The sequence below is a fragment of the Methylobacterium sp. CM6246 genome (genome assembly GCF_054818005.1).
On sequence record NZ_JBTXKY010000001.1, the window covers coordinates 5,086,050 to 5,108,877 of the forward strand.

The 22,828-nt window shown below is 69.2% G+C and carries 23 protein-coding genes; 8 read left to right on the forward strand and 15 right to left on the reverse strand.

Annotated features, from left to right (window positions below):
• Window positions 1-63 precede the first annotated feature (63 nt).
• The 5 genes from ACYQPG_RS24535 to ACYQPG_RS24555 form a co-directional block, all read right to left on the reverse strand.
• Complete coding sequence (locus tag ACYQPG_RS24535; RefSeq protein ID WP_419830462.1) at window positions 64-1,248, reverse strand: GNAT family N-acetyltransferase; 1,185 nt, start codon at window positions 1,246-1,248, stop codon at window positions 64-66.
• A 430-nt stretch (window positions 1,249-1,678) separates the two neighbouring features.
• On the reverse strand, window positions 1,679-3,190 hold the full coding sequence (locus ACYQPG_RS24540) for an undecaprenyl-phosphate glucose phosphotransferase (protein WP_461231928.1): 1,512 nt from the start codon (window positions 3,188-3,190) through the stop codon (window positions 1,679-1,681).
• 145 nt (window positions 3,191-3,335) lie between these two features.
• Entirely contained in the window at window positions 3,336-4,532 is a 1,197-nt protein-coding gene (locus ACYQPG_RS24545) for a glycosyltransferase family 4 protein (RefSeq protein WP_461231929.1), read from the reverse strand.
• Window positions 4,533-4,661: 129 nt separating this feature from the next.
• Complete coding sequence (gene trhA, locus ACYQPG_RS24550; RefSeq protein ID WP_147857090.1) at window positions 4,662-5,345, reverse strand: PAQR family membrane homeostasis protein TrhA; 684 nt, start codon at window positions 5,343-5,345, stop codon at window positions 4,662-4,664.
• A gap of 147 nt (window positions 5,346-5,492) precedes the next feature.
• Window positions 5,493-6,590 (reverse strand): COX15/CtaA family protein, encoded by a 1,098-nt coding sequence (locus ACYQPG_RS24555; RefSeq protein ID WP_419830464.1) that lies wholly within the window; start codon window positions 6,588-6,590, stop codon window positions 5,493-5,495.
• 180 nt (window positions 6,591-6,770) lie between these two features.
• Here ACYQPG_RS24555 and ACYQPG_RS24560 point away from each other — a divergent pair, with 180 nt between their 5' ends.
• From ACYQPG_RS24560 to ACYQPG_RS24575, 4 genes are all read left to right on the forward strand, one after another.
• Complete coding sequence (locus tag ACYQPG_RS24560; RefSeq protein ID WP_147857771.1) at window positions 6,771-6,977, forward strand: DUF2842 domain-containing protein; 207 nt, start codon at window positions 6,771-6,773, stop codon at window positions 6,975-6,977.
• A gap of 80 nt (window positions 6,978-7,057) precedes the next feature.
• The gene (locus ACYQPG_RS24565; protein ID WP_187193724.1) at window positions 7,058-7,393 is read left to right on the forward strand and encodes a hypothetical protein; all 336 of its coding nucleotides are present in this window, start codon (window positions 7,058-7,060) and stop codon (window positions 7,391-7,393) included.
• Between the two features lie 16 nt (window positions 7,394-7,409).
• The gene (locus ACYQPG_RS24570; RefSeq protein WP_419830465.1) at window positions 7,410-7,700 is read left to right on the forward strand and encodes a type II toxin-antitoxin system Phd/YefM family antitoxin; all 291 of its coding nucleotides are present in this window, start codon (window positions 7,410-7,412) and stop codon (window positions 7,698-7,700) included.
• Window positions 7,701-7,783: 83 nt separating this feature from the next.
• Window positions 7,784-8,071, forward strand: coding sequence for a PIN domain-containing protein (locus ACYQPG_RS24575; protein ID WP_348644646.1), 288 nt, complete (start codon window positions 7,784-7,786; stop codon window positions 8,069-8,071).
• Window positions 8,072-8,160: 89 nt separating this feature from the next.
• On the opposite strand, the gene ACYQPG_RS24580 is transcribed toward ACYQPG_RS24575, so the two are convergent.
• From ACYQPG_RS24580 to ACYQPG_RS24625, 10 genes are all read right to left on the reverse strand, one after another.
• Entirely contained in the window at window positions 8,161-9,222 is a 1,062-nt protein-coding gene (locus ACYQPG_RS24580; RefSeq protein WP_147910672.1) for a polysaccharide deacetylase family protein, read from the reverse strand.
• Between the two features lie 609 nt (window positions 9,223-9,831).
• Window positions 9,832-10,185, reverse strand: a complete 354-nt coding sequence (locus tag ACYQPG_RS24585) for a hypothetical protein (RefSeq protein WP_147910671.1) — start codon at window positions 10,183-10,185, stop codon at window positions 9,832-9,834.
• A gap of 269 nt (window positions 10,186-10,454) precedes the next feature.
• On the reverse strand, window positions 10,455-13,028 hold the full coding sequence (locus tag ACYQPG_RS24590; protein ID WP_147910670.1) for a TonB-dependent receptor: 2,574 nt from the start codon (window positions 13,026-13,028) through the stop codon (window positions 10,455-10,457).
• Between the two features lie 256 nt (window positions 13,029-13,284).
• Window positions 13,285-13,920, reverse strand: a complete 636-nt coding sequence (locus tag ACYQPG_RS24595) for a hypothetical protein (RefSeq protein ID WP_147939330.1) — start codon at window positions 13,918-13,920, stop codon at window positions 13,285-13,287.
• Window positions 13,921-14,033: 113 nt separating this feature from the next.
• The gene (locus ACYQPG_RS24600; RefSeq protein WP_147910668.1) at window positions 14,034-14,918 is read right to left on the reverse strand and encodes an ABC transporter permease; all 885 of its coding nucleotides are present in this window, start codon (window positions 14,916-14,918) and stop codon (window positions 14,034-14,036) included.
• A 262-nt stretch (window positions 14,919-15,180) separates the two neighbouring features.
• Window positions 15,181-15,921 (reverse strand): ABC transporter ATP-binding protein, encoded by a 741-nt coding sequence (locus ACYQPG_RS24605; RefSeq protein ID WP_461231930.1) that lies wholly within the window; start codon window positions 15,919-15,921, stop codon window positions 15,181-15,183.
• A complete protein-coding gene (locus ACYQPG_RS24610; RefSeq protein ID WP_147906772.1) occupies window positions 15,918-16,133 on the reverse strand; it encodes a hypothetical protein in 216 nt (71 codons plus the stop codon). Before ACYQPG_RS24610 ends, ACYQPG_RS24605 begins: the two co-directional genes overlap by 4 nt.
• 239 nt (window positions 16,134-16,372) lie before the next feature.
• Entirely contained in the window at window positions 16,373-16,807 is a 435-nt protein-coding gene (locus tag ACYQPG_RS24615) for a cupredoxin domain-containing protein (protein ID WP_461231931.1), read from the reverse strand.
• Window positions 16,808-16,907: 100 nt separating this feature from the next.
• The gene (locus ACYQPG_RS24620) at window positions 16,908-17,891 is read right to left on the reverse strand and encodes a YVTN family beta-propeller repeat protein (RefSeq protein ID WP_147906762.1); all 984 of its coding nucleotides are present in this window, start codon (window positions 17,889-17,891) and stop codon (window positions 16,908-16,910) included.
• 125 nt (window positions 17,892-18,016) lie between these two features.
• On the reverse strand, window positions 18,017-19,177 hold the full coding sequence (locus ACYQPG_RS24625) for an ABC transporter substrate-binding protein (protein ID WP_461231932.1): 1,161 nt from the start codon (window positions 19,175-19,177) through the stop codon (window positions 18,017-18,019).
• A 283-nt stretch (window positions 19,178-19,460) separates the two neighbouring features.
• Here ACYQPG_RS24625 and ACYQPG_RS24630 point away from each other — a divergent pair, with 283 nt between their 5' ends.
• The 4 genes from ACYQPG_RS24630 to ACYQPG_RS24645 are packed head-to-tail and all read left to right on the forward strand — an operon-like array spanning window position 19,461 to window position 22,828.
• Window positions 19,461-19,973 (forward strand): DUF3280 domain-containing protein, encoded by a 513-nt coding sequence (locus ACYQPG_RS24630; protein ID WP_419830469.1) that lies wholly within the window; start codon window positions 19,461-19,463, stop codon window positions 19,971-19,973.
• A gap of 28 nt (window positions 19,974-20,001) precedes the next feature.
• Window positions 20,002-20,703 (forward strand): (5-formylfuran-3-yl)methyl phosphate synthase, encoded by a 702-nt coding sequence (locus ACYQPG_RS24635; RefSeq protein WP_461231933.1) that lies wholly within the window; start codon window positions 20,002-20,004, stop codon window positions 20,701-20,703.
• Entirely contained in the window at window positions 20,700-21,272 is a 573-nt protein-coding gene (locus ACYQPG_RS24640) for an amino acid kinase family protein (protein ID WP_461231934.1), read from the forward strand. The genes ACYQPG_RS24635 and ACYQPG_RS24640 overlap by 4 nt, the downstream gene beginning before the upstream one ends.
• A complete protein-coding gene (locus ACYQPG_RS24645) occupies window positions 21,269-22,828 on the forward strand; it encodes a DUF6513 domain-containing protein (RefSeq protein ID WP_461231935.1) in 1,560 nt (519 codons plus the stop codon). Before ACYQPG_RS24640 ends, ACYQPG_RS24645 begins: the two co-directional genes overlap by 4 nt.

Below are 22,828 nucleotides of genomic sequence, written 5' to 3' on the forward strand. Positions count from 1 at the left end.
CACGATGCGTCCGTCATCGCTGCCGGATCACCCGAACGGCGATGAAAGCCGTTCGGGCCGTTTTTATCGCCGCAGCAAGGTCCGCAGCTTCGCGGCGACGGCGTAGAGACGGGGATCGCGCTTGATCCGGCGCTTCGTCCGGGTCAGGCCCAGCCGCATCAGCCCGTAGGCCCGGCCGCGCAGGCTCACCGGCACGATGGTCTCGACCAGCCCGATGGTCTCGTCGCAGATGCTCGCCTTGTAGCGCGCCTCGCCGACGCCGAGATCGAAGCCCTGGCGGCCCCGGGCGGTCTGCTCGCCGACGAGGTGCTGCAGCAGCAGGTCCCCCGGGCTGAACCGGGCGATCTCCGGGTCGGGATCGAACGCCGTCATCATGCCGCTGAAGCGGTGATCGCTGACGGCCCCCCCGAAGGTCGCGAGCACGCGGCCGCTCTCGGCAAGGCACAGGACGTGGATCTCGACCGCCGGTTCGGCGCCGGACGTGGCCGCCGACAGGAACCGGCGAACCGCATCGTCGGCGTAGGGGTCTGCGACGCCCATCCCGGCGAACCGCACCGCCTTGTGGGCGTAGAACGCGGTCAGATAACGGGCCGCGTCCTCGGCGGTCTCGGCCCGGCGATAGGCCAGGGCGCCCTTGGCCTCGATCAGCCGCTTCTCCTTCGAGCGCAGCTTCTTGCGGGCGTCGGCGCTGAACACGCGGCGCACCGTGGCCTCGGGGTCGGGTCCCAGCATCAGCCCGTAGGCGTCGCTGGCTTCCGGTTCGCCGGCCTGCGCGAACGGGTTGGCCGCGCCCTCCCACATCAGGGGCTGATGCTGCAGGGCGTAGGCGTCGATGCCGGCCGACCGCCCCACGCGGATCAGGGCCGCGGTGACCTCCCCGGCGGAGATTGCGGCGGCGTCCCGGGTGGCGAACAGCGGCATGTGGTAGTTGGCGTGCGTGTCGCCGACGATCCGGGCCACCACCAATCCGGCTTTGCGGCCGAGCACGAGGGGCAGCAGGATGCGGGCCCGGCCCTCGGCATCCCGCAGGACGACAATGCGGGCTTCGGCCTCCGTACCGGTCGCGCGCAGGTAGGCGCAGACCCAGTCATACCGCTGATAGGGCGTCTGCAGGCTGGCCGGATCGGCCTCGAGCCGCCGCCAGAGGGCTTCGGCCGCGGCCAGGTCGGTGAAGATTTCCGCCGTCAGCGTTCCGGACGCACGCGCACCGATCATGTCCGTTCCCGCCACCTGGACGCCGGTCGCCATATCTGATTCTCCCACCCGCTCGGGCATGGCCCGAACCTGTGCGCCGACCTTGTGCGGCACGCGCTGAATGCCCGGTGACCTTGGGGGTTGAGAAGACCTGGACACGACGGCAAATCGCGGCCTTGGCTAATACAATCTTTCCGCGGGGCTCCACCGGCCGGTTCGAGCATGCGATCCTATCGAACGCCGCCTTCGCGTGCAGAGACCTCGTTAGATCCAATAGCCCGCGGCGTCATTCCGGGGCGCCGCAGGCGAGCCCGGAACCCGGAAACACGGCCCGTGCGAGCGTTTGAGACGTCGGCCCCTCTGGATCCCGGGCTCCGCTGCGCGGCCCCGGGATGACGGGATCCCCGGTCGGGCAGCGCCGCCGTAGCCGCGCTGACACCTCAGGCTGAGCGGCCGCCGGGGATCGGCCTCACGAACCCCGAGCTCAATACGCATTCTCCGTCTTGAACAGCGCGAACGGCGTCGTGATCAGGATTTGCAGGTCGAGCAGGACCGACCAGTTCTCGATGTAGAACAGATCGTGCTCGACGCGCCGCTGCAGCTTCTCGGAGGTATCGGTCTCGCCGCGCCAGCCGTTGACCTGGGCCCAGCCGGTGATGCCGGGCTTGACCTTGTGGCGAGCGAAGTAGCCGTCGACCACCTGGTCGTACAGGGTGTTGGCGGCCTTGGCCTGGAGCGCGTGCGGGCGGGGACCGACCAGAGACAGGTCGCCCTTCAGCACGTTGAACAGCTGCGGCAGCTCGTCGAGCGAGGTCTTGCGGATGAACCGCCCGACCGGCGTCACCCGCGCATCCCCGCGCGTGACCATCCTGGCGGCGCCGGCATCGCACTGATCGACATACATCGAGCGGAACTTGAACACCTCGATCAGCTCGTTGTTGAAGCCGTGGCGCTTCTGGCGGAACAGCACCGGCCCGCGGGATGTCAGCCGGACGGCGAGCGCCACCGCGATCATGATCGGCGACAGCGCGAGCAGCATGACCAGGCCGACGCAGCGGTCGAACAGCGCCTTCACCACCACGTCCCAGTCGGCGATCGGCCGGTCGAACACGTCGAGGACCGGCACCGAGCCGAGATACGAGTAGCTGCGGGGCCGCAGCCGGAGCTTGGCGGCGTGGGCCGAGAGGCGGATGTCGATTGGCAGCACCCAGAGCTTCGCCAGCATCTGGAGGATCCGCGCCTCGGCGGTGATCGGGATCGTGAACACGATCAGGTCGAGCCGGGCTTGCCGGGCATAGGCGACCAAGTCGTCGACGTTGCCGAGCTTGGGGTATCCGGCCACACTGTCGGCGGACCGGTCGGCATTGCGGTCGTCGAACACGCCGACGATGCGGATGCCGCTCTCGCTCTGGGCCTCCAGCGCGGCGATCAGGTCCTCGGCGGGCTTGCCGCCGCCCACGATGGCGGTGCGGCGGTCGAAGCGGCCGGCGCGGGTCTGCCTGTCGATCACCCGGGACAGGGTGAAGCGTCCGGCCAGCAACGCCGCGAGGCCGGTGCCGTAGAAGGTGGCGAGCCACAGGCGCGAGTATTGGTCGGCGACCTTGGCCAGGACCAGGATGGCCGCGACGATCAGGAACGTCATCGACCACGCCGCGATCAACCGGATCGCGGCCTTGGCGAAGGTCCGGAACGCGGCGATCCGGTAGCCGCCGGAGGCCTGGGTCAGCGCCATCATGAGGCCGGCCACCAGCGCGATCGCGCCGGCATAGCTTAGCCCGAACGGCACCCGGCCGCGCAGCATCAGCAGGTGAAGGAGCGCGCCGAGGCTGAAGATCAGGCCGAATTCCAGGGCCCGCACCAGGCCGGCCACGACGACCGGCGAGATCGCGGCCGGGCCCAGGGCCGGCGACGGCGCGTCGTCGCCGGGCGCGCGGACGGCCCGGCCGTCGCGCGGTGCGGTGGCCTCAAGGAGATCGCGGATGTCGAACGCGCTCATCGAACGGCTCCTCCGGGGCGATGTCCCCCGGCCTATAGGCGCCTGATCTGTTTCGGGACTTTGGAAACAGATCAGGCTTTAGACGGAAACTCTTGCATCCGAGCCTGATAGCAAACCCTAAACGCGGGGCCGTCCGCGAGGGACCCTACGCCGTGCGGGCCTGCGCGACCTTCGCGCCTTCGACGCCGAGGCGGTCCGCGCGGGCCTGGAACGCCGCGGCGTAGCCCGACACCACATCGGCCCCCATCCGCTCCAGCGAGAAGCGCTGGTGGATCGATTCGCTGAGCGCCCGGACCCGCGCCGTCAGCACGTCCGGGGATTCGTCGAGCACCTGACGGATCGCGCCGGCGAGCGCCCCGGCGTCGCGGGACGGGACGAGATCGCCCGCCATCGGCCCGAAGATCTCCGGGATGCCGCCGACCCGGGTGGCGACCAGGGGCTGCGAGGCGGCCGCGGCCTCGAGCACGACGTAGGGCAGCGATTCCGCGAGCGACGGCACGACCAGGATCCGGCCCCGGGCCAGCACCGACCGGATCGCCTGCGGCGGCTCGAACGCGGCCGCATCCGAGAGGCCGAGCCGCTCGACCATGGTGCGCAGGCTCTCGGCATCCGGGCCCGACCCGACCATCAGCAGACGCAGCGCCCGGCCCTCGGCGCGCAGCCGGACCAAGGCTTCGAGCAGGTAGGGCAGGCCCTTCGCCTCGCGCAATTCGCCGACATAGAGCAGGTCGGCGGCGTTCTCAGCCAGGGGGACGGGGGCGAACTCGGCGTCGGCGATGCCGTTGTGCACGATCCGGGTCACCTGCTCCGGTCCGCCCACGAAGGTCCGGTGCCGGCCGGCGACGTACTCGCTCTCGAACAGGAACGCGTCGGTCCGGCGGGCGAGCACCGCCTCGGCGGCCATGTAGGTCCGGTGGAGCGCGCTCCCGGGCCGGTAATTGTAGCTGCCGCCGTGCGGCGTGTAGGCCCGGATCGCGGTCGCCGAGGAGAGGCGGGCGTACGCGCCGCCCTTGGCGCCGTGGCCGTGCAGCACGGTGGCGCCGACCTCCGCAGCCCGGCGCGTGACCGCCCGCAGGCAGGTCCAGTCCGACAGGTGCGGGTTGCGGCGCATCGGGATCCGCACGAGGCCGAGTTCGAGGCACGGGGCCAGGTCCGCGAGCGCCCGGGCGGCGCGCTCGCCGCCGGTGGACGTGTCGCAGACGATCCCGACCGCATGGCCCGACGCGGCCTGGAGGCGGGCGAGGTCCATCACGTGCCGGAACAGGCCCCCGACCGGCGCGCGGAATACGTGCAGGACGCGGTGGCGTTGGGGGATTCGGGTGTCGTTCGGCTTCACAGCCACGGTATCGCTCCCGGGAATAACAGTCCCGAGAGTGTGGTGCGGCGACCGTCGCAGTAAACTTAAACGGTCTCCGTCCCGATGGGCCTTTTCGACGGAAAGGTAAGCGGAGTTTTACTGCTGTGGATCAATTCACGTCAGCGGCAGGCCGTTGAGGCTGGCCCAGATCGTGCCGTAATGGCAGGCCGTGGCCGCGAGCACGAAGCCGTGCCAGATCGCGTTCTGGAATGGCAGGGTCCGCCAGACGTGGAACAGCACGCCGACCGAGTAGAGCAGCCCGCCGATCGCCAGCAGCCACAGGGCGGTGGGCTGGAGGGCGGCGATCACCGACTCGTAGGCGAGCAGGCCGCTCCAGCCGAGCAGCAGGTAGAGGGCGATGGAGAGCCGGTCGAACCGGCCGGGCAGGAACAGCTTCACCGCGATCCCGACCAGGGCGACCAGCCAGATCACCGCCAGCAGCAGGTAGGCGCGGATGCCCGAGCCGACCAGCGCGACCAGGGGCGTGTAGGTCCCGGCGATCATCAGGTAGATCAGCGCGTGGTCGGCTCGGCGCAGGAGCCATTTCCGCGGGCTGACCGGGTAGAGGTTGTAGACCGCGGAGACGCCCAGCATCAGCACCAGGGCGGTGGCGTACAGCACCACCGCGGCCCGCTCGCCGAAGCCGAGATGCGCCGTGAGCGCCGTGGCCACCAGCGCCGCCGCGCCGGCGAGGCCGAAGACCACCCCGAGGCCGTGGATCACCCCGTCCGCCACGATCTCGCGCGGCGTGTAGTGCCACGTCAGGGTCAGCGGGCGACCATCCTCTGCGAGAGACATCATGAAGCCTCCTGCTACGCCTGCAGCCTAAAGCTTAAGATGGCTCAACCGTTCCCTATGCAAAGTGCTGACGGGGCGTTTATCCCAAGGTTCTATTGCCGCGTGGTGAAAGACTTGTTGTGCGTGGCGGTGGCGCCGCAGCCCTGATCAGGCGCCGCGACCCACCAAGCCCTCGAAGCCGAGCACCGGTTCCCGGGCCGGGCGGCGGACGAGGCCGGTGCCGCGGCTCAGCCGGGCGTGGACCACCGCCATGGTCAGCACGGCCATCGCCAGGACCTGATGGGCCAGCGCGGCCCAGAGCGGCACCGCCAGCAACAGGGTGGCGATGCCGAGCCCGGCCTGGGCCAGGGCCAGGGCGGCGACGCCCCCGGCACGCCCGGCCGCGCCGGCCGGACCGGTCATCCGCGCGTCGATCGCGTGCAGGAGCGCGACCACGACGAGCAGGTAGGCGCTGACCCGGTGGTCGAACTGGACCAGGGCGTGGTTGTCGACGAAGTTCTCGATCCAGGGCCGGATCGCGAATAGGCTGTCCACCGGCGGGACGAGGGCGCCGTCCATGTCCGGCCAGGTGTTGTAGACGAGGCCGGCATGCGACCCGGCGACCAGTCCGCCGAGGAAGATCTGCGCCAGGACCAGGGCCGGCAGCAGCGCGGCGACCCGGCGGATGCGGCCGGGGGCGGGATCGGCCGCGTCGCTGCGCTGGCCGGCGGCCAGCCAGACCAGACCGGCCAGGATCAGGCTGGCGGTCGTCAGGTGCAGGGCAAGCTTCAGCGGCGCCACCGCGGTCATGCCGGGCTGAAGGCCCGACGCGACCATGATCCAGCCGATCGCGCCCTGGAGGCCGCCGAGGATCCCGAGGCCGAGCAGCCCGAGTCCGAGGCGGCGGCCGATCATGCCGCGCCACCAGAACACGACCAGCGGCAGGAAGAACACGAGGCCGATCAGCCGCCCGAGCACGCGATGGCCCCATTCCCAGCCGTACAGCACCTTGAACGACGCCAGGCCCATCCCCTGGTTGAGGATGTTGTATTGCGGCGTGTCCTTGTACTTGGCGAACTCGGCGGACCAGTCCGCCTCCGACAGGGGCGGCACGATCCCGGTCACGGGGCGCCACTCGGTGATCGACAGGCCGGATCCGGTCAGGCGGGTCGCGCCGCCGACCGCCACCATGGCGACCACGAGGGCCGCCATCAGGTAGAGCCAGGTCCGCACGGCTCCCGATCGCTGGTCGCCCGAGACTCTCATCACCACGCGTATCCCTTCCGCGGTCGGCCCGGATGTCCCGGCCCTCGCGACGCGTTAGGGGAAGCGCGGGATGCGGGCAACGTCGGCGGCGCCGCAGCCCGCGGCGCTGCGCGCGTTGCCAACCGGGCCGACGGGCGATAGCCGTCTTCACAGGGAGAGACAGGGCTTCGGATAACCATGATGCGCCGCCGCACCCGCACGTTGATCGGCACGGTCGCGATGCTGGCCTTCGTCTGCCTGTACGGGCCGCTGGCGATGGCTTTGGCCGACAGCCGCATCGCCGAGACCCCGGCGGCGATCCAGGCCGTGCTCTACTCGATCCTCGGAATCGCGTGGATCTTCCCGCTGATGCCGCTGATCCGCTGGATGGAGCGACCGGACCGTTAACCGGACCCCCTGATTTCGCCGCACTCGGCCGGCAGAAGCCTCGGATCCGAAACCGAGACCCGTCCGTGTATCGCTTGCCCATGCGCCTCAAGCATCTGGCCGCACTCGCCGTGCTGCTCGCGCCGTGCTCCGCCCTGGCGCAGGGCACGCCGCGTTCGATCGGGGAGTGCGAGCGGCTGAAGAACGATCTGGCCTACAACCAGTGCCTGGCGATGTTCGGCCCGGCCGCCAAGAACGTGGCGGGCGGCTACGCCTCGGCCGACGCGGCCGCCGCCCCGGCCCTGGCCGAGGCGCTGCCCCAGGCGGACGAGGCCGTCGAGGCGGCGGCCGGCCGCCGCGGCCGGTACCGCTCGCGGCGGGGCGGCCGGCAATACGCCTCGTTCTCGACCGGCTACCGGCATCGCCGCCGGCGCTGAGGACTTTCAAGCAGCGATGCCGGCGCCGATCCCCACCCCTACGATGCCGATGTCGTCGTGGAGGGTCGGATGGCGGGAAATCCAGTTGCGGGACGCCAAGGCGACGCTCTCGGCCGTCATCGACAAGGCCCGGCAGGGCCAACCCTCCGTCATCACACGCCATGGCCGGCCCGAGGCCGTGCTGCTCAGCTTCGAAGAGTGGCAACGGCTGCAGGTCCCATCCTTCGGCCGGCTCCTGATGGCCGCGCCTCTCGAAACGGAGGATCTTCCGCCGCGATCCGGTGCGCTGAGACGCATCGATCTCTGACGCCTGCGTCCCTCGTCGATACCAATGTCCTTTCGGCGGCCGCACCGACCAGGGCGATCCCGGCCGACGACCTGATCGCCTGAATGCACCGAAACCGCGCCGGCCCGCATCGTACGGTGATCACCATCGCCGAGATCGGGGACGGTATCGCCAAATGCCGCCGGGATGGCGCGTCTCGCAAGGCGGCGCGTCTGTCGGATTGGCTGGAGACGCTGCTGCACCTCTACAGCGCTCAGATTCTGCCGATCGATCTCGAGATCGCCCGGTGTATCGGCCGCCTGTCCGACGCGGCCAGGCGAGAGGGCCATGCCCCGGCCTGGCGGACCTCGCCATCGGCGCGACGGCGCTGTGTCGCGGCTGGACGATACTGACCCGTAACGTCCGTCACTTCCGGCCGCTTGGCTTGGCGGCGCACGATCCGCACGACACGTTACCGGCCGATATCGCGTGAGCGATCCGGTCAGGCGACGTTGAGGCGCCGCCCGCGGTTCCAGGCCAGGAACGGGACGCCGGACAGCAATCCCGCCAGCGCCGCCCGCGACTGGTGGCAGCCGTTGATCGAGACCCGCGGCAGGGCGCGCAGATGCCCGGCATGGTCGGCGAACAGGTGGCCGGGTCTCGTCGTCACCGCGGTGGCGAAACCCTGATCCGCGGCGAGGGCGAATTCCCTCGGGCCGGCCGAGGTCGGGTCGCCGACCGGGTAGGACAGATGCCGGATCGCGCGGCCGAGCTCGGCCTCGATCCGGGCGCGGCTCTCGGCGATCTCCCGGGCGACGGTCGCCGTATCGTGCTTGGCGAGCATCGGGTGGCTGACCGTGTGCGCCCCGAACGTCACCGCCGGGTCGCGGCCCAGCGCTCGCAATTCATCCCAGGACAGACACAGCTCGGGTGCGATCCCCCCCGGCGCGAGGTCGGCCTGCCGGCAAAGGTCGGCGATCCGGTCGAGGAGCGCGGTCTCGCTGCCGCGGCGCAGGTCGCGGTAGAGCGCCTCGAAGGCCAGCGCCTTCTCTTGCGGGCTGCGGGCCGGCAGATCGAGGCTGCGCCCATGGATGTCGATCCGCACCCGGTCGAGCCGCGCGATCGCCCGCTCCAGCTCGATCCACCACAGGCGCCCGCGCTGGTCGGCGAAGCCGCTCGCCACGAACAGGGTCCAGGGGGCGCCGTGCCGTTCCAGCACCGGGCGGGCGTGCTCGACGTTGTCGCGGTAACCGTCGTCGAAGGTCAGGACCGCGAAGGGCGGGCCGTAATCCCGGGCGGCTAGCCGGTCCGGGACCGCATCGAGCCCGATGATGTCGAAGCCGCGCGCGTCGAGTTCGCGCAAGGTGAGATCCAGGAAATCCGGCGTGATGCTGAGCAGCCGGTTCGGCGCGAAGGCCGGCACCGGATCCGGGCTGACGTGGTGGAAGGTCAGGATCACCCCGAGGCCGCGGGCGGCCGGAGCCAGCCAGCGATCGGCGCCGAACGCCTGGATCGCGCGGAAGCCGGACGCGAACACCCGATGCTTGGCACGCGACGAGATCATGACGTGGCCCCTCTCGGGCTACCGAGCCCGGGCCGACCAGCCATCGCGCGACGCGGTAAAGAAACCGGAACGCCGCGCCATACCGAACGCCGTGTGCGATCTAAATTTTTCCGCGACCGAGGATTTGATCAGCGCGCGACGGACCCCAGCGCCCGAGCGGCGTCGTGAGAGGCTCCGTGCAGGGATGCAGCGTATGCCCCCTCGGCCGAGCGGGCTCTGAGTTCCCGGTTTGAATGACGATCTCTGCTCAGAGCTGACAGTTCGGTCTTCCTTTCGATAGGAGCTGATCGATCGAGCCGTACGCCCACATCCCGGAGCCGCGCAGCGGAGCCCGGGATCCAGAGCCATCGCTGCGTCAAGTTTTTGCACCGACAGCGGTTCTGGGTTCCGGGCTCGCCTACGGCGCCCCGTAATGACGCCGCAGGTTATCGGTACGGGGGATCGCGCCTCAGACGATGGGTCCGAACGGATATCGCCCCTCCTTGAAGGTGCCCGTCCGACAGCGGCAAGCCGCCAGGACTGGACGGTCAAAGCCTCGGCAACATGAAGGCATCCGAGGAGTCGGTCGGGGTGAGATGACCCGACCAGCCGTCATGCGTCCCAAAAACCCTACGGGAGGGCGCCGGCCTTTTCCTTGGCCTGCATGATCGTGTTGCGGCAGGCCTCGGCGTTGCCGGCCTTGTCCTCGGCGGCGGCCTTGGCGACGAGCTTCTTCGCCTCCTCGACCCCGGCGGCGGTCGGCTTAACGGCGGCGTCGCCCTTGGTGAGAGCCGGCGGGGTCGCGAGCGCCTTATCGGAATGCGACGAGGTCGTGCCGCCGGGCGGGGTCGTGCCGGTCACAGCGGCGGCGCCCGCGCTGTCGAGGCGCTTCTGCAGCGTGGAGACCTCGTCGGCGCACGGGGTCGCCCAGGCCGGCGTGGCGGCCGCAAGGGCCAGGGCTGCGAAGGCGAATCTCATCATCATCGAGGCGTTTCTCCAAATCGTGCGCCGGCTCTGATGCGGCCAGCCGGATCGAGGGCCGGCCGCCGCGTCTGGCGCTCCCGAATGAGACGCGGGGCGCCGGGGCCCGTTCCTGAGACGTGAGGCCGCACGGCAGGCACCGGCGGCGAGGCCTGAAAACGCGAAGGGCGCCCCGCCCGGTCCGGAGACCGCGCGGAGCGCCCTGGCCCGACGCCTTCTGGGCGTCGGGACTTCCTGGTGTCAGGACTTCATGGTTTCGGGACTTGCCCGCTTCAGTACTTCCGAATGATCGGCTCGGCCGACATCGGCACCGGGTCGGCGCCGAAGGCGTAGCGGATGCCGCCGTAGATCGAGAGCGGCTGCGACAGGGTCGTGGTCCGCGGGTCGCTGATCCGCAGGTTGCCGGCCACCGCGCCCGGCTCGGCGAAGGTGCCGAACGTCGCGTAGCGGTTGTTGGTCAGGTTGGTGACCAGGCCGAACAGCTCGAGGTTCTTGGTGACCTGGTACTTCGTCTGGAAGTTCAGGACGTAGTAGGGCGGCAGCTTGCGGTTCAGGTTCGACTCGTCGCCGCGGAAGTAGGACGCCGAGAAGGCCTGGAGGTAGACGCCGAACTGCCAGTTCGGGGTGACGAAGTAGTCGAAGCCGGCCTTGAACTGGTGGGTCGGCACCAGCGGCACGACGTTGCCCTTGCGGACGTTGATCGCGCCGTCATCCGCGAGCGGATTGTTGGGCGAGGACAGGGTGCCGTTGAACTGGAAGGTGGCGTCGATCAGGGCGTAGTTGGCGTAGACCCGCAGGTAGTCGGCCGTGTACTCGCTGCCGACCTCGATGCCCTGACGCTGGGTCGAGGGCACGTTCACGAAGTAGGCGCGGGCGGTGTTGCCGGGGGTGGCGAGCGACAGGATGTCGTTCGACAGGTCGGTGCGGAAGGCGCCGATCTTGTAGCTGATGATGCCGCCGTCATAGGTGTTCGGCAGCGCACCGCGGAAGCCGACCTCGTAGGTCCGCCCGGTGACCTGCTTGAGCGGCGGATCGGCCACCAGCGAGTTCGGCAGCAGGCACGGCCGATCCGGGTTGGAGCAGGCCAGCTCCAGCGGCGTCGGCGCGCGGTTCGACTCCGAGTAGCTGCCGTAGAGGTTCAGCGCGTCGGTGAAGCGGTAGGTCAGGCCGGCGACCGGGTTGATCTTGTTGTAGTAATGGGTGCCGGTCACGTCCGGCGAGAAGCCCGTGAGATCCTCGCTCTGGATGCGGGCGAAGTTGAGCCGCGCGCCCGCCGTGAGCGACAGCCGGTCGGTCACGTCCAGGGTGTCGAGGGTGTAGAGGCCCATGTAGAGGTTCGAGCCGTTGACCGAGCTCGGCGCGATGCCGAGGGCGCCCGCGGTGCGGAGCTGCGGCGTGCCGAGGCCCGGGATGTTGCCGTAGTAGGGGTTGTTCGGATCCGTGGTGATCGACAGGTTCGGGTTGATCACGCCGAGGGTGCTGGACGACTTGAACGAGTAGTTGGCCGCATCGATGCTGCCGCCGACCAGGAAGGTGTTGGGCAGGCCGAACACCCGGTCGCGGTTGGCCGCCTGGAGCGAGCCGCCGAAGCCCGTGGCCTCCGTCTTGGTCACGTCGAGGGTGCCGTACGGGATGCCGGACCGGAACGGAACGCGCTGGTTCTGCTGGCCGAGGATCAGGAACTGGTTGCGGAAGGCGAGCTGCGACTGGCCGGCGCCCTGGCTGAAGCCGTCATCCTCGAAGCAGAGGTTGCCGCGGAAGCTGGAGCGGGTGCTGCAGTTCTCGAAGTTGCCGTCGTTGCCGTCGACGTAGGTCTGGCTGAAGCGGCGGAAGTAGGCGTTGCCGGCCAGGTCCCAGGTCGGCGACACGTCGACCCGGCCGGTGAGCTGGATCGTGCCGACCTCGGTGGTGGTGGTCTGCGGGTAGGTGAAGATCGACCGCGGGTCGCGGTGGCTGAAATCCACCGGCGTGGCGGCGGCGGCGCCGAAGAAGCTGCGGGCGGCGAGCCCGATCAGGTGGAACTCGGAATCCTGCGAGCGGTAGCCGATATCGCCGTAGAGCCGGCCGATCGTGCTGGGGCTCTCGTAGCGCCAGCCGCGGTCGTTCAGGCCGTCGCCGGTGAAGTAGACGCTCCACGGGCCCGAGACCTTGCCGTACTCGACGTAGCCGGCGGTGCGGGCGTCCGAGCCGCCGAACGCGGTGATCTCGGTACCCTGCCAGGTGAAGCCGTTCTTCATCTGGATGTTGACCGCGCCACCCAGCGCGTTGAGGCCGAAGACCGGGTTGCCGGTGACGACGTCGATGCGCTGGATCGCCTGCGGGGGGATCAGGTCGAAGTTGACCGTGTCGCCGAAGGCTTCGTTGATGCGCACGCCGTTCTGGTACACGGCGAGGCCCTGCGGCACGCCCTGGACCGGCGAGACGGTGAAGCCGCGATAGGTCACGTCGGGGCGGTTCGAATTGCCCTGCGAATCGGACAGGTTGAGGCCGGGCGTGCGGCGGGCGAGCGTCGCCACGACGTTGTCGGTGCCCCGGTCGACCGTGATGTCGCTGGCCGTCACGGTCTCGACCGTGCTGGGGATCTTGTAGAGCGGCTGCTCGCTGCCCCGGAGGCGGACCGGGCCGATCGGCGGCGGCGCCGAGCCGGCCGGCTCGAGCCCACCGGGACCGTTGAGGTTCTGCACGCGGCTCGAATTGCCGCCGCCCGAACCCACCGGCGAGGTCGAGACGACGCTGATCTCGCCCAGCGTCACGGCGTTCTGCGCCTGCGCGGCCGAGGGCAGCATCGCGCCACCCAGGACCGACGCCGACGCGATCAGGCTGCTCCGAAGCCCCCTCAATGACATCCCAAACCCCTTGCCGTGAACCCACGCTCGTTTCAGCCGAGCTTGGCGTCACTCTTGGCGGGTGAAGGAAAAGGACACAATTGATTGAAGACCACGCGTGCCGTGTTTCAGCAACCTTTTGGAAATACCGAACTCGAACGTCGGCACACGTGGTTTGACAGCAACAGTTTCGATAACGATTTCAGCGACTTAGGGATCATCCGGCAACCCGAACGGGATCTTTAGGCAATGCCCGCATCCCGTCCGCGACCGCCCCTCAGAGCCGGGCCTGAATCAGGCGGGCGACCTCGCCGAGGCGCTGTTCCAGGAGCTGCGGAACCTCGCAGACGTAGGTGAGCGATTGGCTGCGCTCCTGGAAGATGCGGCGGTCCCAGGCGAACTTGGTCTCGATCTCGGACTGGTCCTTCGGCAACTCGGTGGCGTCCGTGGCGCTGGGCGCGTCCTTGGTCTGGCTGATCTTGTCGGCCTCGTCGCGGATCCGCTCGGCCATGCGCCGCTGCCCCTGCGCGTAGCGCGCGATGCCGCCCATGATCTTGTCCCGCTCGCCGTTGATGACCTCGAACACCCCCGCGTAGACGTGGGTCAGGGACTTGGCCCTGGCGTCCTTGTCGGCGCCGAGCTTGCCCACGAACCCGTCGAGGAGCGGACCGACCTCGGACAGCTCGGTGCGCCGGGACGCGATCTTCTGCGCGAGCACTGCCGCGTCGTTGTCGCTGCCCCAATCCCCGGCCGCGGCGATGTCCGGCCCGGTCCAGAACTGGCCCGGGCTGAGGGTCGCGACCTTGCGCTGCACGCAGGGCCAATCCGGGTCCTGCCTCGGCTGCGCGAGCGCGGGGCCCGTCATGAGGGCGAGGCCGAGGGCCGGGGCGAGGAGGCGGGCGAGGCTATGCATCGGGCGGGTTCCGTCGGGGCGTGATCCGGAAGGTGGAATACGGTCTTCCAAAATCATCGTGCGGTCATAAGGAGATAGGGTCGCAGGCCGGGTACGCGATCCGGCGTGCGGCCCTAGGTGGCGTCGCCGGCCGGGCCGCCGCGCCGGGCCATGATGCCCCGACCCGGATCGTAGGCGACGACCGCCATGCCGAAGAAGGCGAGGGTCACGCCGATCACGACCGCGCAGGCGACCGGCTCGAACTGGAGATAGAGGGCGAAGCGCACGAGCTGGACGGCGTGGCTGAACGGGTTCAACTCGCAGATCCAGTAGAGCGTTTCCGAGGATTCCCGGATCCGCCACAGGGGGTAGAGCGCCGAGGAGGCGAAGAACATCGGGAAGATCACGAAGTTCATCACGCTGGCGAAGTTCTCGAGCTGGCGGACGAGCGACGACAGGAACAGGCCAATCGCCCCCAGCATCAGTCCCGAGGCCAGGAAAGCCGGGAGCGCCGTCAGGTACCCGAGCGGCGGGATGTCGGTCTCCCAGAAATACGCCACCGCCAGGAACGCGTAGGCCTGCACGATCGACACCGAGACGCCCGCGATCAGCTTGGCGAGCAGCAGCAGCCAGCGCGGATACGGCGATGTCAGCAGCACCTTCATGGATCCGACCTCGCGGTCGTAGACCATGGAGAGCGACGATTGCATGCCGTTGAACAGCTGGATCATTACGGCCAGCCCCGGCACCACGTAGACCTCGTAGAGCACGTAGGTCTGGTAGGGCGGCTCGATCGAGACCCCGAGGGTGTTGCGGAACCCCGCGGCGAAGATGAACAGCCACACCAGCGGCCTGACCAACGCCGAGAAGAACCGCTCCTTCTGATTGAAGAAGCGCAGCAACTCGCGCCGGACGATGCCGCCGAGGCAGATCAGGTAGCCGACCGCATCCAGCCGGCCCATGCGGGCGGTCTTTTGGGAGGGGGTCGCGGGGACGGCGTTGGCTAGGGGCGCCGTCATGTAAACTGACCCATGTCGAACGGCACGCCTTTGATTTCACAGCGAGAGCGAGGACCTGAAACACGCACCTCCCCCTCCCCCCTCCGCGGGGGAGGGTGGCCCCCGAAGGGGGGCGGGAGAGGGGCAGCGCGACGGTGCAGGATGTAGTTGGCGTCGCGACCTTTACGGATACGGCGCTCCCCTCTCCCGACCCGGCCTGACGGCCGGCCCCCCCTCCCCCGCAGAGGGGGGAGGGAGAGCGCGCGTATCGTCCGGTCGGCCATCACGCCGCCGCCCTTCCCGGCTCCGCGACGAGGCGCCGGAACGCGTCGGCCAGGTTCTCGCCCGGCGCGCCGATATCCCCGGCCCGGCCCCGGGCGACGATCCGGCCGCGGTGCAGGACCACGGCCTCGTCCTCCAGAGAGATCTCCTCGAAGATGTGGGTCGCCCACAGGACCGACAGACCCTCCTCGCGCACCAGGGCGCGAACGATGGCCACGATGTCGGCCCGGGATTCGAGATCGAGCCCGACGGTCGGCTCGTCGAGCAGGAGCAGGTCCGGCCGGTGAATCAGCGAGCGGGCGATCTCGATCCGGCGCGACTGGCCGCCCGACAGCGTGCGGACCTTGTCGTGACGGCGGTCCGCCAGGCCGACCCGATCGAGCAACGCGCCGACGCGCAGCTTCCCGACCGTGCGAGTGATGCCGTGCAGGCTGGCGTGGTAGAGCAGGTTCTGCTCGACGGTGAGGTCGGTATCCAGCGTGCGCGCCTGGAACACCACGCCGAGCCGGGCCAGGGCCCGGGACGGCTCCCGGTCGAGCCCATGGCCGAAGATCGAGACCCGGCCGCTCTGGTTGTTGTAGAGCCGGGTGATCACCGAGAACAACGTGGTCTTGCCGGCGCCGTTCGGCCCCAGCAACGCCGCGAAGCGCCCGCGCTCCACCGTGATCGACACGTCGTCCAGCGCCGCGCGGGCCCCGAACCGGTGGCCGACATGCTCGACCTGCAGCGCCGCCTCGCTCATCGGCCCAGCGCCTTGCGGGCATCCGTCACCGCGTCGAGGCACTCGTCGAACTCGCCCTCCTTCTGCTCGCGCTCGGCTACCCGGAGGGCTTTCTTGAGTTTTGGGAGAGCGGCTTCGGACGGATTCGCCGCCAACGCGTCGCGGATCATCGTGATGCCCTCCGCGCAGGACGCCGCGTCGTCGGCCGCCAGGGCGGGGGTGGTCAAAAAGATGCTGACGAGTAAGAGCGCGAACCCCCTCCCCCCTCTGCGGGGGAGGGTGGCCCCCGAAGGGGGTTGGGAGAGGGGAGCGACGGTGAAGGATGAGGTAGCGACCTTCATACCGACGCAGCCTTGTCCTGAAGCCGGGCTCCCCTCTCCCGACCCGGCCTGACGGCCAGCCCAACCTCCCCCACAGAGGGGGGAGGGAGATGCGTTTTTGGCCTTGCGCCAAATTCTGAACCCGGCACCCATCACTTCACCGTCAACGTGCCGCTCATGCCCTTCGCCTCGAGGCCGCGCGCCTCCCACTTATAGGTACCGGGCTTGATCGCCACGAACTCGACGGCGATCTCGCCGGGATCGTCGAACTCCAGGTGATCGGGCGCGCCGCCGCCGTGGATCTCCTTGTGCTCGATGACGATCTGGTTGAGCCAGATGTAGCGGAAGAACTCGGGCGCGTAGAACTTGTACTCCTGCCGCCCCTTGGCGACGATGCGCAGCCGGTAGGCCTTGCCGGATTCCAGCGTGATGTCCTTGTTCTCGACCGCGAAATCGTTGCCCTGATCGTCGCCCAGGACGAGGTCGGGCAGGTTCTCGCGCTTCTTGGTCAGGTCGAGGGCCGTGGTCGGCCCGGCGGCGAACAGGCCGGCCAGGGTCAGGGCTGCGATCCGAAGCATCCGCGTCATGGCGTTCCTAAACCGTGCGCCGCCCGTCCGGCGGTCGTGTTCTGCGTCATGGGCGTCCGGCCGCGTCCGGCCAGACACCCGTGCGAAATCCCAAATCCCATCAGTTCGGGGAGATGGCGACGCCCCAGGGCAGCAGGCCGACCGGGATGCTCTTGACCACCTTCTCGGCGGCCACATCGATCACCGAGACGTCGTTGGAGGTGCCGTTCGTCGTGAACAGCATCTTCTGGTCCGGCGTGAAGGCGAGCTGCCAGACGCGCTGGCCGACGGGGAGGTACTTCTGGACCTCGTAGCTCTTGGCATCGATCACCGCGACCCGGTTGGCCGGGCCCAAAGCCACGAACGCCTTGGTGCCGTCCTTGTTGATGCGGATGCCGACCGGCTGGATCGCCTCGTCGTTCACGCTGGGGATCTTGAAGGTGATCTTCTTCACCACCCGGCGCTGCGCCACGTCGATCACGCTGACCGTGCCGCCGACCTCCGCGGAGACCCACAGGAATTTGCCGTCGGCGGTGAACTCGGCAAAGCGCGGCCGGGCGTCAACCAGCACGTTGTCGATCACCTGGAACGTCTTGGTGTCGATGAAGTGCGCCATGTTGGTGGTCTCGGAGGTGTTGACCAGGATCTTCCCGTCCGGCGACAGGCCCATCCCCTCCGGCTCGACCCCGACCGGCACCTCGGCCAGGACCTTGTTCTTCTCGATGTCGATGATCGTGACCTGGCTGTCGTCCTCGTTGGCGACGTAGAGCGGGTTGCCGGAGGCATCGAGGATGAACTGCTCGGGATCGGGGCCGGAGCGGAGCGAGCGCACGACCTTTCCGGAGCTGGCATCGAGCACGTCGATCCGGTCGTCGTCGCTGGCGCAGACGAACACCTCCTTGCCGTCCTTCGACACGGTGATCCCGCGCGGCCGGCGCCCGACCTTCCAGGTGGCGGTGACGGTCATCGTCGTCGTATCGATGACGCTGACGGAGTTGCCCTTCTCGTTGCTCACGTAGGCGGTGTAGGCAAAAGCCGGCCCGCAGAGGGCGAGCCCCGCTCCGAGGGCGACAACACTCAGACCTGCCTCGACGCGGCGGCGCATACGACTTCCTTCCCTTGTGGCGTCCCGGCGTCCTCGAAGGACGTTCTCGGAGTCCGATTGTAGAGCATCGTCCGCGCGTTGCGAGGGCGCACGCCCCTCACCAACGCCGCAGGCGGCGACGAGCGTCATTTGAACTTGCAGGTGGTCTCCGGCAGATCGACGCCCAGCGTGTCGAGCAGCGTGCGCTGGTGCAGGAAGCCCTGCTCCGGCGCGACCGAGACCAGGGCCTTGGGTTGGACGACGATGACCGGCTGGCGCAGCTGGTGATCCCAGGGGCGGAAGCTCAGCGACACGCCCTTGTAGGCCGGCAGGTTGAAGGCCGGATCGACCAGGTACGGGGTCAGCACGGCGGGATCGTTGGTCTTCTTGGCAGTGACGGCCTCGCCGACGGTCCGGATCGCCGCCCAGGCCTGATAATCCAGCGGGCGCATCAGCCGGGAAGCGAGCCGCCGGAACCGGTTCTGCGCCTGCGCGGCCCCCCAGGTCTCCAGTACCGGCGACCACGTGGTCGAGGTCAGCGCCTGCGTGCCGCCGACGGGCCGCGGATCGACGGTGCGGTAGGACACGTAGTCGCCCCAGTCGCCCTCCTCGTCGGCCACGAGCGCCATGTCGTAGTCGAGCCCGCGGGTGAAAACCATCGCCTCGGCCCGGGTCGGGGTATCGCCCCGCGCCTTGGCCAGCGGCCCGAAGGTCCAGGGTTTCTCCGCGGTGATCTTCAGGCCGAACTTGCGCGCGGAGTTTCGTACGGCCTCGGCATAGGCCTTGTCGGCCTCGGTCGGCCCGACGATCAGAAAGACCTTCCGCCACCGCATCACCGTCATGTACTGAGCGATGGCGTCCGTCAGCATCGCCCGGGACGGCAGGATGTGGAATACGTTGGACCGGCAGTCGGCGCCGCGCAGGCGGTCGTCCGGGGCGCCGGCGTTCAGCACCACCGCCCCGGTGTCCTTCACCGCGTCGGCCACCGCCAGCACCGCATCCGCCGGCAGCGCCAGGACCAGGTAGTGCACGCCCTTGGCCACCAGCTCCCTGGCCGCCGCAACGGCATCGGGCTTGTCGTCGCTCAGCGCGACCGCATCGAGCGAGAAGGTCTGCTTGGTGAACCGGCCGGTGGTGTTGTTGTCGGCGATGCCCATCTTGGCGCCGGCCAGCCCCTCGTCTTCCGGGGCGGCCTCGGCGTCGTACGAGGACGGTGCCGGCTGCGGCCGGTAGATCAGGCCGATCGGCGTTTCGATCGGTTGCGGCGCCGGCTGCTGGGCCTGCGCGGCGACGGGTGTCGCCAACATCCAGCCCGCGAAGAGAACGCGAAGGCTGACTGGGCGCTGCGTCCGATAACGCGAAGGCTGGACGGGAATTCGGGCCGGGGCGTGTGCAGGATCGTGCATGACGCGGCCTCTAGCAGCTTCGGATCCGGCCGCTCAACCGCGGCTTCTTGGTCGGACGTTCACGTTCGTGTCGTGGGCCACCGGCGCGCCGATGTACATTGCCAAATTGTCCCTTCGCCCGAGCTATAGTGGCGAAAACGCCGCCGGCAGCATCAGCGCCGGTCAACGAGAGGGAGCCCCGAGGATGCGCCACCTGGTATCGTGCGCGGTGACCGCGTGTCTGCTGGCCGGGGCGTCCGGTGCCCATGCCGCCGAGAAAGCCGCGGTGTTCCCGGTGGAGTTGTTCGATCCCGGCGCCACCTACGGCACGCGGGTCCGGCCCATCGACACCAAGAAGTTGACGCTGGTCACGGACGAGCTGCGCAACGCCCTTCGCAACCAGGCCGGTCTGGATATCATCGACACAGCCCCGAAATCCGACGTGGTCGCCAAGGAGGGCCCGCTCTACAAGTGCAACGGCTGCGCGGCCGACATCGCCAAGAGCCTGGGTGCGGATCTCGTCGTGACCGGTTATGTGGAGAAGGGATCCGGCCAGATCTTCAACCTGAACGTCACCATCGCCGAGGCCGAAACCGGCAAGATGGTACGCGGCGGGCAGGTGACGATCCGGGCCGATACCGACGACACCTGGGCGCACGCCATGCGCTGGGTCGTGAAGAACCGCCTGCTCGCCGAGCCGTTGCCCGGCAAGTCGTGATTGCGTGCCGCCCATCTTCGAGAGATCCGTGTCCGCGTACCCCGTTCCGCCAGGCCCCCTGCCCCGCCTCCTCGTCAGCGTGCGCGATCCGGCCGAGGCCGAGGCCGCCCAGCTCGCCGGGGCCGACCTGATCGACGCCAAGGATCCGGAGCGCGGCGCGCTCGGCGCGCTCGCCCCCGCAGTGGTGAACGAGATCGTGGCGCGCGTCGCCGGCGCGGCCGTGACCAGCGCGGTGGCAGACCCGACGCCTGAATCCGTGGCCGCGATGGCCGGCACCGGGATCGACTGGGTGAAGGCCGGCCTCGCCCCTGCGCAACGCCGCGATCCCAAGGCGCTCGCTGCCCTCGCTCAGACCGCCCCCGGCTGCCTGATCGCGGTCCTGTTCGCCGAAGACGGCTCGGCGGCGGACCTCGTCCCGGCTCTGGCCCGGGCAGGATTTGCAGGTGCGATGATCGACACGTCCGGAAAGGCCGGCGTCCGCCTGACCGACCTCGTCGAGCCCGAGGCGCTCGCGGCCTTCACGACGGCCTGCCGGAGCCACGGGTTGATGAGCGGATTGGCAGGTTCACTCAGGGTCACCGACATCGCGACCCTCAGCGTGCACCGCCCCGACTACTTCGGTTTCCGCGGCGGCCTGTGCCGCGACCTGGACCGGCGCAACGGTATCGACCCGCTGCGGGTCGCCGAGGCCGTGCGCGCCCTGCGCCCGAACCAACGGGACGCCGCGTGACGACAATCCTCAAGATCGGCGGCAGCCTGGCGGCGGATTCGGACCGCCGCAGCGCCCTTCTGGCGGATGTAGCGGCAGGGCTCCACGGACGCTGCGTCGTGGTGCCCGGCGGTGGTGCCTACGCGGATGCCGTCCGTGCCGCCCAGATCCACGAGGGCTTCGACGATGCGGAGGCCCACCGCCGGGCGCTGGCCGCGATGGGTCGCATGGCGGCGGACTTTTGCTCAATCGAGCCCCGCCTCGCACGTAGCCCGGCGCCTTGGGCGGAGAACATCGACACTTCCTGGGTCTGGGACTCGACGAACTTGCAGGTCGGCGACCCTGACATCCCCGAGACTTGGGACGTCACATCCGACAGTCTCGCGCTCTGGCTTGCGCTACGAATGCGTGCCGCACGCTGCGTGCTGGTGAAGTCGGCCGACGCATCGTCACAGGAGGATGCCGATGGACTTGCCCAAAGCGGGCTGATGGATGCCGCCTTCCCCGCTTTCGCTGCACGCTACGGCGGCTCGATCGCGATCTGGGGACCGACCCGGAACGTCACACTCCGCCAGCGAGTGGCTGTTTGAGCGCCCTCGAGCACATCGTATTCGTCACCGGTCGCCTCGCCCGGGCGCGGCTCGAAAAAGTCGCGGCCGGTTTGCCGGCGACGATCCGGTGGAGCATCGCGGATGCCGGCGTTAAGGTCGCAGCGCTGATGACGGAAGAAATCATCCGCCGCCGGATCGAGATTCCCGAAGGCGCGACCCGGATCGTCCTTCCGGGTCGCTGCCGGGCCGATACCGCCCGGCTGGCCGAGCATTTTCATGTGCCGGTCGAGCGCGGCCCGGACGAGGTGGTCGATCTGCCGGCCTGGCTGGGGCTCGCCGGGCGCAAGGTGGACCTTTCGAAACACGACCTGCGGATCTTCTCCGAAATCGTCGATGCCTCGAAGATGACCCCCGACGAGATCCTGGCAAAAGGGCTCGACCTGGCCCGCCGCGGCGCCGACGTGATCGACCTGGGCGGGCTGCCGGACACGACCTTCCCGCATCTCGAGGAATCCGTCGCTGCCCTGAAGGGCGCCGGCCTTCGGGTGAGCGTCGATTCCTTCTCCCTGGACGAGCTCGCCCGGGGCGCCCGGGCCGGGGCGGATTACCTGCTCAGCCTGAACATCGACACGCTCGATCTTGCGTTCGAGACCGACGCAGTGCCGATCCTGGTGCCCCTGCGCCCGGACGACCTGCCCTCACTCGACCGTGCGATCGAGCGGATGCTGAAGGCCGGGCGCCCGTTCCTGGCCGACCCGATCCTGGAGCCGATCCATCACGGCTTCGTGGATTCAATCGGCCGCTACCGCGACACCCGTGCCCGCTGGCCCGACATCCAGATGATGATGGGCACCGGCAACTTGACGGAGCTGACCGAGGCGGATTCGCTCGGCGTCACCGCTCTGTTGGTGGGAATGTGCTCGGAACTGTCGATCGGCAATGTGCTGATCGTCCAGGTTTCGAACCACACCCGCCGCACTGTCGAGGAGCACGACGCCGCCCGGCGGGTGATGTACGCGGCCAAGGCCGACTCCGCCCTGCCGAAAGGCTATGGGAGCGCGCTGTTGGCCCTTCACGACAAGCGCCCGTTCGTGCAGACCGCTGCGGAAGTTGCCCAGGCTGCAGGCGAGGTCCGGGATCCGAATTACCGGATCGCGGTCGCCGAGGACGGGATCCACGTCTACAACCGCGACGTCCACAGGGTCGGCACCGACGCGATGGCCTTCTTCCCCGATCTCGACGTGACGAGCGACGGCGCCCACGCCTTCTATCTCGGAGCCGAGCTCGCCAAGGCCGAGACCGCCTGGCGGCTCGGCAAGCGCTACGTCCAGGACGAGGCACTCGACTGGGGCTGCGCGGCCGACGCTGACGTCGAGGACTCGACCGCGTTCAAGAAGGCCGGACACACCCGCCATTCCGGTCCCGACGCGCCTCCGCCCGGTACCCGCGATGCACGGCTGGTGAAGCCCGAGGCGGATGCCGACGCCCCAAAGACGATCTCGGAAGTCGAGGTCCGCGACGAGGCGCAGCCAGAGAACCCGCAGCCCGCAACCAAGCTGGTCTGCGGCCGACTGGTGCCGGCGGACAGGGCCTGA

Bases quoted from the DNA above. Each gene is read 5' to 3' on its own strand.
- ACYQPG_RS24620 (WP_147906762.1), bottom strand. From the start codon at position 17,891: ATGCGCCGCCGCGTCGAGGCAGGTCTGAGTGTTGTCGCCCTCGGAGCG.
- trhA (WP_147857090.1), bottom strand. From the start codon at position 5,345: ATGTCTCTCGCAGAGGATGGTCGCCCGCTGACCCTGACGTGGCACTAC.
- ACYQPG_RS24630 (WP_419830469.1), top strand. From the start codon at position 19,461: ATGCGCCACCTGGTATCGTGCGCGGTGACCGCGTGTCTGCTGGCCGGG.
- ACYQPG_RS24555 (WP_419830464.1), bottom strand. From the start codon at position 6,590: ATGAGAGTCTCGGGCGACCAGCGATCGGGAGCCGTGCGGACCTGGCTC.
- ACYQPG_RS24565 (WP_187193724.1), top strand. From the start codon at position 7,058: ATGCGCCTCAAGCATCTGGCCGCACTCGCCGTGCTGCTCGCGCCGTGC.
- ACYQPG_RS24560 (WP_147857771.1), top strand. From the start codon at position 6,771: ATGCGCCGCCGCACCCGCACGTTGATCGGCACGGTCGCGATGCTGGCC.
- ACYQPG_RS24615 (WP_461231931.1), bottom strand. From the start codon at position 16,807: ATGACGCGGATGCTTCGGATCGCAGCCCTGACCCTGGCCGGCCTGTTC.
- ACYQPG_RS24590 (WP_147910670.1), bottom strand. From the start codon at position 13,028: ATGTCATTGAGGGGGCTTCGGAGCAGCCTGATCGCGTCGGCGTCGGTC.
- ACYQPG_RS24595 (WP_147939330.1), bottom strand. From the start codon at position 13,920: ATGCATAGCCTCGCCCGCCTCCTCGCCCCGGCCCTCGGCCTCGCCCTC.
- ACYQPG_RS24535 (WP_419830462.1), bottom strand. From the start codon at position 1,248: ATGGCGACCGGCGTCCAGGTGGCGGGAACGGACATGATCGGTGCGCGT.
- ACYQPG_RS24625 (WP_461231932.1), bottom strand. From the start codon at position 19,177: ATGTTGGCGACACCCGTCGCCGCGCAGGCCCAGCAGCCGGCGCCGCAA.
- ACYQPG_RS24540 (WP_461231928.1), bottom strand. From the start codon at position 3,190: ATGAGCGCGTTCGACATCCGCGATCTCCTTGAGGCCACCGCACCGCGC.
- ACYQPG_RS24600 (WP_147910668.1), bottom strand. From the start codon at position 14,918: ATGACGGCGCCCCTAGCCAACGCCGTCCCCGCGACCCCCTCCCAAAAG.
- ACYQPG_RS24580 (WP_147910672.1), bottom strand. From the start codon at position 9,222: ATGATCTCGTCGCGTGCCAAGCATCGGGTGTTCGCGTCCGGCTTCCGC.
- ACYQPG_RS24585 (WP_147910671.1), bottom strand. From the start codon at position 10,185: ATGATGATGAGATTCGCCTTCGCAGCCCTGGCCCTTGCGGCCGCCACG.
- ACYQPG_RS24570 (WP_419830465.1), top strand. From the start codon at position 7,410: ATGCCGGCGCCGATCCCCACCCCTACGATGCCGATGTCGTCGTGGAGG.
- ACYQPG_RS24605 (WP_461231930.1), bottom strand. From the start codon at position 15,921: ATGAGCGAGGCGGCGCTGCAGGTCGAGCATGTCGGCCACCGGTTCGGG.
- ACYQPG_RS24575 (WP_348644646.1), top strand. From the start codon at position 7,784: ATGCACCGAAACCGCGCCGGCCCGCATCGTACGGTGATCACCATCGCC.